This is a genomic window from Streptomyces sp. NPDC001220 (genome assembly GCF_053597895.1).
Map to the genome: position 1 here is coordinate 100,210 of NZ_JBSFJE010000021.1, position 13,133 is coordinate 113,342.

Genomic DNA, 13,133 nt, shown 5'->3' on the forward strand with positions numbered 1-13,133 from the left:
GTTCCTCGGTCGGTGAGGTGGATGAAGATCGGTGGACGAAAGGCGGTGGATGACGGCGGTGGATGAAGGGCGGTGGGTGGAGTCAGTGGTCGGCGGCGGGTGAAGGCCGGGTGGCGGGCGGTAGAGGGAGGGCCGGTGATGAGGTCGCCGTGGTCAGAGCGGTCGGACGGTCAGGAGTGGAGGGGGTTGGCGATGGTGACGTAGACGGACTGGGTGTCGACCGGGCCGACGAGTTCGTCGAGGCCGTGCAGCCGGGTCAGCAGGTTGGCCTTGCAGCGCAGGACGGGTGAGTCGAGCAGGTGGCCGGGCAGGGAGGTGCGCATCCGGGCGGGTCCGGAGGCCGCGTCGGTGAGGAACCGGCGGAAGGCCGCGAGCAGCAGGCGCTCGTCGGCGAGCCGCTGGGAGCCGAACGCGCCGATCAGACCGAACACGTTGTTGATGCCGAGGTAGTAGGCGAAGCGTTCGTCGGTGACCTCGTCGGAGACGAAGGTGTCGCTGTGCTCGCCGACTCCGGGCAGCCGGGCGTCGAGTTCCGCCCACCGGGACTCACGGAAGTAGTAGCCCTGGTTGTCACGGTAGCGGCCGTCGGCGGGCCAGCCGTCGGCGTCCAGCAGCAGCAGGGTGTTCTGCTGGTGTGCCTCCAGGGCGATACCGGCCTCGCCGTCGAGCCAGAGCACCGGGCGGACGGCCTGCTCCAGGTAGCGCAGGAACCACTCGGCGCTGACGGCGCCGACGGGGCGGCCGGTGCGTTCGGCCAGCCGGGCGACCACCCGGGCGAGCCGGGACCGGTACGGCCGGGGAGCGCCGTTCGCCGATGGGGCGTCCAGGGGAAGGGGTGCGGCCAGTCCGGCAAGGCAGGACACGTCGTCGTCGGGGGTGAACGGGTTGTGCCGGATCATCACGTCGAGTCCGGGCACGGGTCGGCCGTCCTGGCCGTCCACGGCCAGCCAGGCGGGGTCGCGCACGATGTCGAAGCCGGGGTGGGCGGCCTGCCACTGCTTGGCGAGGCCGGTGCGCAGCAGGCGGTGCATCTCGACGCCGCGGTGGAGTTCCTTGCGGAGGTTCTCCCGGCGGGAGTTGGTGATGCGCAGGCCCAGCGACAGCTTGAGCATGGCGGGGGCGCCGGTGCGGTGCACGGTTCGTACGGAGGAGGTGGGATGCCAGGGGACGCCGAGAGGGCCCAGGTCGCGCAGGAGTCCGGCGTCGAGCAGGGCGGCGGTCGTCTCGCGGTGGCGGACCTCACGGGCCTGCCAGGGATGCAGGGGCAGGGCGGCGCCATAGCCGTCGGGCAGGGGCAGGGCCGTGCCGGCCAGGCTTTCCATGAGGTGCGGCGCGGGGACAGGGCGGCCGCGCTCGGTCCAGGCCGAGTCGGTGGCGAGGAGGGAGGAGGCGACTGCCATCCAGTGCAGGGGGAAGGAGCCGCGCAACTCCGGTGAGTAGAGCCGGGCTTCGGAGTCGGTCAGACCCTCACGGCTCTTCGGGGTCGGGTGCAGGGGATGCCCGAGGAGGAGTGCCTGTTCGGCGTCGAGAAAACGGTCGGGGCCGTCGGCGGGGTGGGCACGCCGGTCCGCGATGAAGGTGACCGTGCGGCGCAGGGAGTCGGCGACCCGGGCCACGAGGTCGCCGGCGTCGAGGACGGCCTGGGTGCGGGGAGCGCCTTCGGCGCGGCGAGGGCCGCCGTCGGGCTGGAAAGGGCTGCCGTTGAGGCGGAGGGGACTGCCGTTGGCTTGGGCGACGATGCCACCGACCGAACCGGGACTGCCGTCGACCGGCTCGGGACCGCCGCCGACCGGATCGGGACCGCCGCTGACCGGATCGGGGCCACCACCGACCGGATCGGGGCCACCACCGACCTGACCAGAGCTGCCACCGCCCGGACCGGGGCCACCACTGACCTGGCCTGGGACACCACCGACCTGACCAGGGCCACCACCGACCTGACCAGGGCTGCCACCGACCTGGCCTGGGACACCACCGATCTGACCGCGGCCGCCCTCCGGTCGGACCACCGTGCCCCCTGCCGCTCCCGCCGTCTCCCGGCTGAGCAGGGCCGCGAGGGTGAGCGCGTCGACGGGCGGGGCGGTGTCGGGGGTGCCGGCCAGGCGGGGTGGGCCGAAGCGGTGCCAGCCGGTCGGGGACCAGTGGCGGACCGGGGTGATCAGGGCCGTACCGCTGGCGGGCAGCGGGATGCGGAGGGTGCCGGTGTCGGGCGCGGGGAGGTTCGTCTCGCGTGCCCAGCAGCGCAGCAAGTTCTCCACGGCGGCGGCCTGGGCGGCGACGTGCGGGTCGGGGTGTTCCAGAAGGTCCCCGGCGTCGTCGCGGGACCGCTCGGGCGGGAAGGTGCGGCCGCGCTGCTGGGGAACCGACTCGGCGAGCGGAACGGGACGTCCCTGTGGACCCTGGTCTCCGTGGTCGTCGGGGGTGGGGGTGGCGTTCAAGGGGGTTCCTCAGGGGCTCGGGCGGTGCGGGGTCGACCGGTGGCCGTCGGCCGTCGTGTGCGGCGAACTCGGCTGTCGGGGGGGTGAGTCAGGTGCTGGCTGTCCTTACGAGAGAGGTGTGAACGATGTGGGGTCTCATGCGCGGCCCGGTCGGGCCGCGTGGTTCCGTTCTGGTCCACCGGTCGGCTGCTGCGGTCCGGCGCCGGTCGACTGCTGCGGTCCGGCGCCGGGCGACCGCTTCGGTGCGGCCGCGCCGGGCGCCCGGCCTGCTTGCGCCGGTCCGGCAGCGCCGGGGCGCCGGTCCGACGGCCGCGGTCCGGTGGGCGGGCGCCTTCCGGTTGGTCCGGCGGGCGGGTTCCGCCTTCCGGCTGATCCGTCGGGTGGGTTCGCTGCGGGCGGTCCCTTCGGCTCGGTCGTCTCGGGCACGGTGGCCGGTCGGCCCGTTCCGGATGGGTGGGCTAGCCGGCCGGCTCCTTGCCGCCGCCTCGTCGGCGGGGCGGCCGTACGCCGTGGGCGGCGGGCTCGCGGGCCACCGCCGCCACGGCGTCGGCGAGGCGGTCCAGGACGGCGGCGGCCTGTTCGTCGGTGATGGTCAGCGGCGGCAGGAGTCGCACGACACCGGCGTGGCGGCCGCCGAGCTCGACGATCAGCCCGCGTTCCAGGCATGCGCGCTGCACGGCGGAGGCCAGTTCGGGAGCGGCCGGGTGCGGGCGGCGACGGCCCGCACCGTTCCACCCGCTCACCGCACCGCCGCCCCGCCCGTCGCCGGGCACGGCACCGCCGCGCCCACCGCCCTCGCCCGCAGCACCTTCGCGCCGGTCGACCCTGCCCGCAGCACCGCCGTCCGAGTCGCTTCCGTCCACGGCACCGCCCCGCATCTCCACCGCACCGCCCCTACCGAAGCCCCGGATCTCACCGTCCTGCCGCGTCTCCGCGTATCCCCCGCCCTCCCCCGCGGCCCACGCGCGCCCGTCCTGCGCGGCTCCCGGGCCCTGCTCCCCCTCCGGATCCACCAGTTCCACCCCGATCATCAACCCCCGCCCCCGCACGTCGCCCACGCACGCGAACTCCTCCTGGAGGCCTCGCAGCTGGGCGAGCATGCGGGAGCCGAGCAGGCCCGCGCGTTCGGCGAGGCCGTTCTCCCGGACGTGGGCGAGGGTGGCCGTGCCGGCGGCCATGGCGAGTTGGTTGCCTCGGAACGTGCCGGCGTGGGCGCCGGGTTCCCAGACGTCGAGGTCGTCGCGGTAGACGACGACGGCGAGGGGGAGGCTGCCGCCGATGGCCTTGGACAGGACCATCACGTCGGGAGTGACCCCGCTGTGCTCGACGGCCCAGAAGGCTCCGGTCCTGCCCACCCCGGTCTGGATCTCGTCCGCGATGAGGGGGATGGAGCGGTCGGTGGTGAGCTGCCGCATCCGCCGGAGCCAGTCGTCGGGCGCCGGGATCACCCCGCCCTCGCCCTGGACGGGTTCGAGGATCATCCCGGCGGGCAGCGGGACGCCGGACTTGGGGTCGTCGAGGACGGACTCGGTCCAGCGGGCGGCGAGTTCGGCGCCGTCCGGGCCGCCGACGCCGAACGGGCAGCGGTAGTCCTGGGGGTAGGGCAGCCGGGCGACCCGTACGTCGCAGGCCCCGCCGGAGGCGGCCAGCGCGCCGCTGGTCATGCCGTGGTACGCGCCGGTGAAGGCGAGGATGCCGGTGCGGCCGGTCGCGGCCCGGACGAGTTTGAAGGCGGCTTCGACGGCGTCCGTCCCGGCGGGCCCGCAGAACTGGACGCGGGCGCGGTCGGCGAGGCCGGGCGGCAGGGTGCGGAACAGCTCGGTGATGAAGGCGTCCTTGACGGGGGTCGCCAGGTCGAGCACGGAAAGGGGGGCGCCCGAGTCCAGGACTTTGCGGATCGCCTCCAGTACGACCGGGTGGTTGTGGCCGAGCGCGAGGGTGCCGGCGCCGGAGAGACAGTCCAGGTAGCGGCGGCCGTCGGCGCCCTCGATGGTCAGCCCACGGGCCCGCACCGGCACGATGGGGAGGGCGCGCGCGTAGGTCCGCGCCCGCGACTCACGCGCCGACTGGCGTCTCAGGATCCCCTCGTGCGCCGCGCGCGCTCCCCCGAACGTGTCCCCGGTCACCGACTCCGTCACGGCCACGGCTCGCTGTCCTCCCCGCTGTCCAGAGGCGAGTTGATCGGCGGGCACCGGGCACAGGCAGCGGGACCCCCACCGCTACCAACCCCGGACCGGCCGACGGGTTACGGGTTGCCTCAAGATCCTTGCCTTCACCAGACCGACGGACACCGACACCGGGCCGCCGTCTGTCACACCCTGATACGTGCCGAGCGTCGTCCTGATACATGCCGAGCGTCGTCCTGATACGTGCCGAGCGTCGTCCTGATGCATGCCGAGCGTCCTCCGGAACCGGCGGCCGCACACTCGTCCCCCGGCCGGAACCCAACGGGAACTGGCCCGTCCGGGTCAGCGCGGTTTGACGAGGTCAGGCGGGTCCGAGTGACGGAAGTGCGGGGACGGCCGCACCGGACCGCCCGTAGCGAAACCGTTGCCCTTCCATGGGCGGCCCCGCACAGCGAGCGCATAGTGTGACGCTCAAGTTCCTTACCAACAGGGGGAGTCACCAGCATGCGATCCATCCGGCCGTCGTTCACCCTTCGAAGGGGCGCGCCCCGGGCGCTGGCGGCCGTCGCCCTCGCTTCGGCGCTGGCGCTGACCGCCACCGCCTGCGACAGCTCCGGCGACGACAACGCGGGCGGCCCGGCGCCGGCGTCCGCCACGGCCGACACCGGCGACGGCAAGATCAAGATCCCGGACGACATCAGGAACAAGCTCAAAGAGCACGGGATCGACATCGACAAGTGGAAGAACGGCGCCTGGAAGAACTGGGACAGGGACGACTGGCTGCGCGAGGCCAACGACTTCATCAACCCCATCATCAAGGGCCTGTGGAACCCGGACCGGATGCGGGACGCCAACGACCCGGACAGGAACAAGGGCGTCGACGACAACGACCTCTCCGGTGACCAGGGGGTGACCGACCCGACGCCGGACCCGGTCGAGGCGAAGGCCGTGCGGCCGACGTACCACGCCAACGCGGCCACCGCCGGGAAGGTGTTCTTCGACTCCCCCGAGGGCACGATGGTCTGCTCGGCGACGGTCGTCGAGGACCCGGCTCACCCGGGCAAGTCCAACCTGGTGTGGACGGCGGGTCATTGCGTGCACGCCGGCAAGAACGGCGGCTGGTACCGGAACATCGCGTTCGTGCCGTCGTACAACGACCAGGGGCTGACGGGCACGGCGCTCGCGCAGGCGACGCGCTCCCAGGTCGCGCCGTACGGCGTCTGGTGGGGTGACGGGGCGCAGACCTCGCAGCAGTGGATCGACCAGGGCGGGGAGACGGGCGGCGACGGTGCGTCGTACGACTACGCCGTGATCCATGTGACACCGGAGCAGGGCAGTGGCGGCAAGTCCCTGGAGGAGACGGTCGGTTCGGCTCTTCCGGTGAACTTCGACGGGCCGGCCGTGCCGAAGGTCTCGAGCATCACGGCCACCGGGTATCCGGCGGCGAAGCCGTACGACGGGTCGTTGCTGTACCAGTGCGCGGACAAGCCGGGGCGGCTGTCGGTCGACGCGTCGGCGCCGACGATGTACCGGATCGGCTGCACGATGACCGGTGGGGCATCGGGTGGCGGCTGGGTGGAGACGGGGGCCGACGGCAAGCCGGCGCTGGTGTCCAACACGTCGATCGGGCCGGTGAGCTCGGGGTGGCTGGCCGGGCCTCGGTTCGGTGCTGTGGCCAAGGGTGTGTACGAGGGGGTCAGCAAGGAGTTCGCGGGACGGTAGAGGGGCGGTCGTCTCCCCGTGGGCGCTGCCGCGTTGTCGGCTGACGGCCGTCGCTGACCGGTGGCGCGGGCTGACGGCCGTCGCTGACCGGTGGCGCCGGCTGACGGCCATCGCTGACCGGTGGCGCCGGCTGACGGCCATCGCTGACCGGTGGCGCGGGCTGACGGCCATCGCTGACCGGTGGCGCCCACCCGGCGGCGCCGCATATCGATCCAGCCCCGCGCCCCCGACGAAGCATGAAGGGCCCGCCCCCTTGAAAGGGGGCGGGCCCTTCACCGATCAGTCGTCACGCAGCCGGAGTCGGAACGTACGGTGTCAGTTCCGCCGCCAGTTCCTCGTGGACCCGGACCTTGAGCAGGGTGCCCTCGGCGGTGTGTTCCTCGGAGAGCACCTCGCCCTCGTTGTGAGCGCGGGCGACCAGCTTGCCGTGGGTGTAGGGGACGAGCGCCTCGATCTCGACCGACGGGCGGGGCAGCTCGTCGTCGATCAGGGTGAGCAGCTCCTGGATGCCCTGGCCGGTGCGGGCCGAGACCGCGATGGACCGCTTCTCGTTGCGCAGCAGCCGCTGGAGCACCAGCGGGTCGGCCGCGTCCGCCTTGTTGATCACCACGATCTCGGGTACGTCGGTGGCACCCACGTCCCTGATCACCTCGCGCACGGCGGCCAGCTGCTCCTCCGGCACCGGGTGCGAGCCGTCGACCACGTGCAGGATCAGGTCGGCGTCGCCGACCTCCTCCATGGTGGAGCGGAACGCCTCGACCAGGTGGTGGGGCAGATGGCGCACGAAGCCGACGGTGTCGGCCAGCGTGTAGAGGCGGCCGCTCGGGGTCTCCGCGCGGCGGACCGTCGGGTCCAGGGTGGCGAACAGGGCGTTCTCGACCAGGACGCCGGCGCCGGTGAGGCGGTTGAGCAGGGAGGACTTGCCGGCGTTGGTGTAGCCCGCGATGGCGACGGACGGCACCTTGTGGCGCTTGCGTTCCTGGCGCTTGATGTCGCGGCCGGTCTTCATCTCCGCGATCTCGCGGCGCATCTTCGCCATCTTCTCGCGGATCCGCCGCCGGTCCGTCTCGATCTTGGTCTCACCGGGACCACGGGTGGCGAGGCCGCCGCCCGAGCCGCCGCCCATCTGCCGGGACAGCGACTGACCCCAGCCGCGCAGGCGCGGCAGCATGTACTGCATCTGTGCGAGCGCGACCTGCGCCTTGCCCTCTCGGGACTTGGCGTGCTGGGCGAAGATGTCCAGGATCAGGGCGGTCCGGTCGATGACCTTGACCTTGACGACGTCCTCCAGCTGGATCAGCTGGCCCGGGCTCAGCTCACCGTCGCAGATGACGGTGTCCGCGCCCGTTTCGACGACGATGTCACGCAGCTCCAGGGCCTTGCCGGAGCCGATGTAGGTGGCCGCGTCGGGCTTGTCGCGGCGCTGGATGACACCGTCCAGCACCAGGGCGCCCGCCGTCTCGGCGAGGGCGGCCAGCTCCGCGAGGGAGTTGTCCGCGTCCTGCACGGTGCCGGTGGTCCACACCCCGACCAGCACGACCCGCTCCAGGCGGAGCTGTCGGTACTCGACCTCGGTGACGTCCTCGAGCTCGGTGGAGAGGCCCGCCACGCGGCGCAGGGCCGCGCGCTCGGAGCGGTCGAACTGGTCGCCGTCCCGCTCTCCGTCGATCTCGTGGCTCCAGGCGACGTCCTCTTCCATCAGGGCATCGGCCCGAAGACCTTCGGGGTAGTCCTGCGCGAGGCGCCTGGTGTCCTGGGAAGGGGAAGAAGAGGAGGTCATTGGGTCCTTACGTCGATGGGGATGCCGAAATCGGCGTTCACTTTCTCAACGTACGAGTACCCCGGGAGATTCCCCGCGACCCGTACCGCGCCGACTCCATGATGGTCGCACGGTACGCACCGTCCCGGCACCGTGTTATTCCGGGGGCCGCCCCGCTTGTTCCGGGGGCCGCCGCGCCGTCACTTCTTGGAGTGCCTGGCCGGGGCCGGGACCTGCTTCCAGTCCGGGTGGCCGGGCATCGGCGGGGTCTTCTCGCCGTACAGCCAGGCGTCGAAGAAGCCGGTGAGGTCGCGGTTCGCGATCGACGAGGCCAGCTTCACGTAGTCGGCGGTGGTGGCGGTGGCGTCCTTGTGGCGCTGTACCCAGATCCGCTCCAGGCGCTCGAAGGCGGGCTTGCCGATCTCCTGGCGCAGGGCGTAGAGGGCGAGCGCGGCGCCGTCGTAGATGTTGGGGCGGAAGATGCTGATCTTCTGGCCGGGGTCGGGCGCCTTGGGCAGGGCGGGCGGTCCGCCGGCGGCGCGCCAGCGGTCGGAGGCGCCGTAGGCGGCCTTCATGCGGTTGATCATGGGCTGGTGGCCCTTCTCCTCCGCGTACAGCTCCTCGTACCAGGTGGCGTGGCCCTCGTTCAGCCAGACGTCCGACCAGACGCGCGGGCTGACGCTGTCGCCGAACCACTGGTGGGACAGCTCGTGCACCATGATCGACTCGATGTACCACTTGGGGTACGCGGTCTCGGTGAAAAGGTTCTTCTCGAAGAGGGAGAGGGTCTGGGTCTCCAGCTCGAAGCCGGTGGACGCCTGCGCCATGAGCACGCCGTAGGTCTCGAAGGGGTACGTCCCGACCTTGCTCTCCAGCCACGCGATCTGGTCCGGGGTCTTGGCCAGCCAGGGTTCGAGGGTCTTGGCGGCGGCGCTCGGGACGACGTCCCGGACGGGCAGGCCGTGCGGGCCGGTGCGGTGCAGTACGGCGGAGCGGCCGATGGAGACCTGGGCCAGTTCGGTGGCCATGGGGTGCTCGGTGCGGTAGGTCCAGGTGGTCTGCCGGCCGACCCGGGAGGACTCGGTGGGGAGGCCGTTGGCGACGACCGTGTAGTCGTTCGGGGCGGTGATGTGGAAGGTGAACATCGCCTTGTCGGACGGGTGGTCGTTGCACGGGAAGACCAAGTGGGCGGCGTCGGCCTGGTTGGCCATGGCGAGCCCGTCGGTGGTCCGTACCCAGCCGCCGTCCTGGCCCTTGGCGGCCATCGGGTCGCTGGTGTGCTTCACGGTGATCCGCGTCCAGCTGCCCCGCCGCAGCGGCTGGTCCGGGGTGACGACCAGGTCCTCGCCGGCGCTGTCGAAGGCGGCGGCCCGGCCGTCGACCTCGACGGACTCGACCTTGCCGTGCGCGAAGTCCAGGTTGACCCGGTCCAGGTCGGTGGTGGCCCAGGCGTTGATGGTGGTGACGGCCTGGAGCGGCTTGTCGTTGCTGCCGGGATAGGTGAAGGAGAGGTCGTACGACGCCACGTCGTACCCCGGGTTGCCGAGGTAGGGGAAGAGCCGGTCGCCGATGCCCAGCGGCGCCGGCGGGGCGCTCGCGCCGAGCAGGGCGACGGAGACGGCGGAGGCGAGCAGGGCGGTGTGCCGGCGCCGGGGCCGACGGGCGCGGAGGGTGAGCGACATGAACCACCGCTACCAGCGCGCTGCCGGCCCACGGCGACGCCGCGCGCCCGATCCACTCGAACGGGTACCTACTGGTGTTGCGCTCGGTCGACGTCGTACACCCCGGCCACGTTGCGCATCGCGCGCATGAGGGCGGGCAGGTGGGCCGCGTCGGGGAGTTCGACGGTGTAGGTGTGGCGGACCCGCTGCTGGCTGGGGGGTTCCACGGTCGCCGAGACGATCTCGGCGCCCTCCTGGGCCATCGCCTCGGTGAGGTCGGCGAGCAAATGCGGGCGCCCGAACGATTCGGCGACCAGGGTGACCCGGCAGGCGGTGCTGTCGCCCCAGCTCACCGCGGTCTCGGGGCGCCCGGTGCCCTTCATGTGCGCCACCGCGGCGCAGGCCACGCGGTGCACGGTGACCACTCCCCCGCGGACCGCGAAGCCGGTGACCTCGTCGGGCGGTACGGGGGTGCAGCAGCCGGCCAGCCGTACGGTCGCGTCGGGCCGGTCGACGACCACGGCGCTGGCCGTGCGGGGCGTGACGGTCTGGGGCTCCGGGATCGGGCGCGTGGGTACGGCCACGGGCGCGTGGGGCTCTTCGGTGCTGTCCGGGTGGGTGGCGAGCCAGCGCTGGATGGCGATGCGCGCGGCGGGCGTGTGGGCGTGCTCCAGCCACTCCCGGGAGGGTTCGGAGGCCGGGTCCTGGCCCATCAGCAGCTGGACGGTGTCGCCGTCCTTGAGGACGGTGCTGAGGGTGGCGAGGCGGCCGTTGACCCGGGCGCCGATACAGGCGTGCGCGTCCTCGCCGTACTGGGCGTAGGCGGCGTCGACGCAGGTGGCGCCCTCGGGCAGGCCGAGGGTGCCGCCGTCGGGGCGGAAGACGGTGATCTCGCGGTCCTGGGCGAGGTCCTCGCGGAGGGTGGACCAGAAGGTGTCGGTGTCCGGCGCGGCCTTCTGCCAGTCGAGGAGGCGGGAGAGCCAGCCGGGCCGGGTCGGGTCGGCGCGCTCACCGTCGGCCGGGGCGTCGGAGACGGGTGCGTCGGCGGCCGGGGCGTAGGGGTTGCCGAGGGCGACGACACCGGCCTCGGCGACCTTGTGCATCTGGTGGGTGCGGATGAGGACTTCGGCGACCTGTCCGTCGGCACGGGCCACCGCGGTGTGCAGCGACTGGTACAGGTTGAACTTCGGTACGGCGATGAAGTCCTTGAACTCCGAGACGACCGGGGTCAGACAGGTGTGCAGTTCGCCGAGTACGGCGTAACAGTCCGCGTCCTCGTTGACCAGCACCAGCAGCCGGCCGAAGTCGGCGCCGCGCAGTTCGCCGCGTTTGCGGCTGACGCGGTGCACGGAGACGAAGTGGCGTGGCCGGATGAGGACTTCGGCGGGGATGTCGGCCTCGCGCAGCACCCCGCGCACCTCGTCGGAGATGTCCGCGAGAGGGTCGTCCGCGCGGGCCGCGTTCTCGGCGATCAACTCCCTTGTGCGCGCGTACTCCTCGGGATGCAGGATGGCGAAGACCAGGTCCTCCAGCTCGGTCTTCAGGGCCTGCACGCCGAGCCGTTCGGCGAGCGGGATGAGGACGTCACGGGTGACCTTGGCGATGCGCTCCTGCTTCTCGGGGCGCATCACGCCGAGGGTGCGCATGTTGTGCAGACGGTCGGCGAGCTTGATCGACATCACCCGGACGTCGCTGCCGGTGGCGACGAGCATCTTCCGGAACGTCTCGGGTTCGGCGGCGGCCCCGTAGTCGACCTTCTCGAGTTTCGTCACTCCGTCTACCAGGTAACGGACCTCCTCGCCGAACTGTTCCCGCACCTGGTCCAGGGTCACGTCGGTGTCCTCGACGGTGTCGTGCAGCAGAGAGGCCGTCAGGGTCGTGGTCTCGGCGCCGAGTTCGGCGAGGATCAGGGTGACCGCGAGGGGGTGGGTGATGTACGGCTCGCCGCTCTTGCGCATCTGGCCGCGGTGCGAGGACTCGGCGAGGACGTAGGCGCGGCGCAGGGGTTCGAGGTCGGCGTCGGGGTAGTGGGCACGGTGCGCCTCGGCGACATGGCCGATGGCGTCGGGCAGCTTGCCGCGCGCCGCGTTGCCGAGGAGTGCGGCCCGGCCGAGCCGACGCAGGTCGATCCGGGGGCGGGCCTTCCTGCGGGCCGCTGTGGGCACTACAGGTCCGGGCGTCGCAGGGTTCGTGGCCTCCGCACTCATGGGCACCTCCGGCTCGTGGACCGGCGGACGGGGCCCCAGGGCATACATGGCTCAGGGATTGGTGACGTTCCCCCGTCCGTGCCGGTGCTTGATGCTACCGAGCCCAACACACCCGACTGACCGCCTCTCGCCGAGCGTGAAACGGATCACCCATTCGAGCGACGACTTGGAGGTTTACGATTTTGCGCCACCTGTTCGGGGGGTGGCCGACGTTTTTCGCCACCGGGAGCAACGTCGGCCGTGGATCCGGGTGTTGTGGGACACCCCGGACCACGGTTCTTGACGTCGGGCAGGTTCAGCGTGCGCCGTTTTCCAGCCATTCGGCGTCGATCTCGCCCTCGGCCACGATCACGGCGGGGCCGGTCATCTCGATCTCACCGTCGGGTCGTTCGGTGATGACGAGCCGTCCGCCGGGCACGTCCACGGTGTACGTCGCCGGGGTTCCGGTGACGGCGGGGTCGGCGCCGTCACGGCGGGCGGCGGCCACGGCGACGGCGCAGGCGCCGGTGCCGCAGGAGCGGGTCTCGCCGGAGCCGCGCTCGTGCACGCGCATCGCGACGTGGCCGGGGCCGCGGTCGACGACGAACTCGACGTTGACCCCTTCGGGGTAGGCCGAGGGCGGGCTGAAGGGAGGCGGGGTGTAGAGGTCGCCGGCGTGCGCGAGGTCCTCGACGAAGGCGACGGCGTGCGGGTTGCCCATGTTCACGTTACGGGCGGGCCAGGTGCGGTCGCCGACGCTCACCGTGACGTCGCTCTCGGGGAGGCGGGCACGGCCCATGCCGACGGTGACGTCGCCGTCCTTGGCGATGTGGACGGCCTTCACACCGCCGCGGGTGGCGACGGCGAGGTCGCCCTCCGTGACGTGACCTGCGTGCTGGAGGTAGCGGGCGAAGACGCGGACGCCGTTGCCGCACATCTCGGCGATCGAGCCGTCGCCGTTGCGGTAGTCCATGAACCACTCCGCGTCGGTGGCCATCCCCTTGGCCTCGGGGTGCGCGGCGGACCGGACGACGTGCAGCACGCCGTCGGCGCCGATGCCCGCCCTGCGGTCGCACAGGGCGGTCACGGCGGCCGGGGTGAGGTCCAGGGCGTTGTCCGGGTCCGGGACGATCACGAAGTCGTTCTCGGTGCCGTGGCCCTTGAGGAAGGGGATGCTCATTCTTCGAGGGTACGGGAGGGGTGCGGCGTGTTTCGGGCGCGGGCCGGTGGGGTCGGACCGC

Annotated in this window: 7 protein-coding genes; 1 reads left to right on the forward strand and 6 read right to left on the reverse strand. The window is 72.3% G+C overall.

What is annotated here, in order from left to right:
• Positions 1–170 precede the first annotated feature (170 nt).
• Together ACWDGI_RS37870 and ACWDGI_RS37875 are read right to left on the reverse strand one after the other, a co-directional pair.
• Positions 171–2,438: an IucA/IucC family protein gene (locus tag ACWDGI_RS37870; RefSeq protein WP_450767069.1), complete on the reverse strand. Its 2,268-nt coding sequence runs from the start codon at positions 2,436–2,438 to the stop codon at positions 171–173.
• A gap of 458 nt (positions 2,439–2,896) precedes the next feature.
• Positions 2,897–4,582 carry a diaminobutyrate--2-oxoglutarate transaminase family protein gene (locus ACWDGI_RS37875; RefSeq protein ID WP_450767071.1) on the reverse strand — a complete coding sequence of 562 codons (1,686 nt, stop codon included), beginning with the start codon at positions 4,580–4,582 and terminating at the stop codon, positions 2,897–2,899.
• Positions 4,583–5,068: 486 nt separating this feature from the next.
• Between ACWDGI_RS37875 and ACWDGI_RS37880 the strand changes: the two genes are divergently transcribed.
• Complete coding sequence (locus ACWDGI_RS37880) at positions 5,069–6,286, forward strand: trypsin-like serine peptidase (protein WP_450767073.1); 1,218 nt, start codon at positions 5,069–5,071, stop codon at positions 6,284–6,286.
• A gap of 286 nt (positions 6,287–6,572) precedes the next feature.
• Here the strand turns inward: ACWDGI_RS37880 and hflX are convergent, their stop codons facing one another.
• The 4 genes from hflX to dapF all read right to left on the reverse strand — a co-directional run bounded on the left by hflX (position 6,573) and on the right by dapF (position 13,072).
• The gene (hflX, locus tag ACWDGI_RS37885) at positions 6,573–8,066 is read right to left on the reverse strand and encodes a GTPase HflX (protein WP_450767075.1); all 1,494 of its coding nucleotides are present in this window, start codon (positions 8,064–8,066) and stop codon (positions 6,573–6,575) included.
• A 179-nt stretch (positions 8,067–8,245) separates the two neighbouring features.
• Complete coding sequence (locus tag ACWDGI_RS37890; protein ID WP_450767077.1) at positions 8,246–9,727, reverse strand: M1 family metallopeptidase; 1,482 nt, start codon at positions 9,725–9,727, stop codon at positions 8,246–8,248.
• Between the two features lie 68 nt (positions 9,728–9,795).
• Positions 9,796–11,913 (reverse strand): RelA/SpoT family protein, encoded by a 2,118-nt coding sequence (locus ACWDGI_RS37895; RefSeq protein WP_450767079.1) that lies wholly within the window; start codon positions 11,911–11,913, stop codon positions 9,796–9,798.
• Positions 11,914–12,208: 295 nt separating this feature from the next.
• Positions 12,209–13,072 (reverse strand): diaminopimelate epimerase, encoded by an 864-nt coding sequence (gene dapF / locus ACWDGI_RS37900; protein WP_450767081.1) that lies wholly within the window; start codon positions 13,070–13,072, stop codon positions 12,209–12,211.
• Positions 13,073–13,133: the final 61 nt, after the last annotated feature.

Bases quoted from the DNA above. Each gene is read 5' to 3' on its own strand.
- ACWDGI_RS37895 (WP_450767079.1), bottom strand. From the start codon at position 11,913: ATGAGTGCGGAGGCCACGAACCCTGCGACGCCCGGACCTGTAGTGCCC.
- hflX (WP_450767075.1), bottom strand. From the start codon at position 8,066: ATGACCTCCTCTTCTTCCCCTTCCCAGGACACCAGGCGCCTCGCGCAG.
- ACWDGI_RS37890 (WP_450767077.1), bottom strand. From the start codon at position 9,727: ATGTCGCTCACCCTCCGCGCCCGTCGGCCCCGGCGCCGGCACACCGCC.
- dapF (WP_450767081.1), bottom strand. From the start codon at position 13,072: ATGAGCATCCCCTTCCTCAAGGGCCACGGCACCGAGAACGACTTCGTG.
- ACWDGI_RS37880 (WP_450767073.1), top strand. From the start codon at position 5,069: ATGCGATCCATCCGGCCGTCGTTCACCCTTCGAAGGGGCGCGCCCCGG.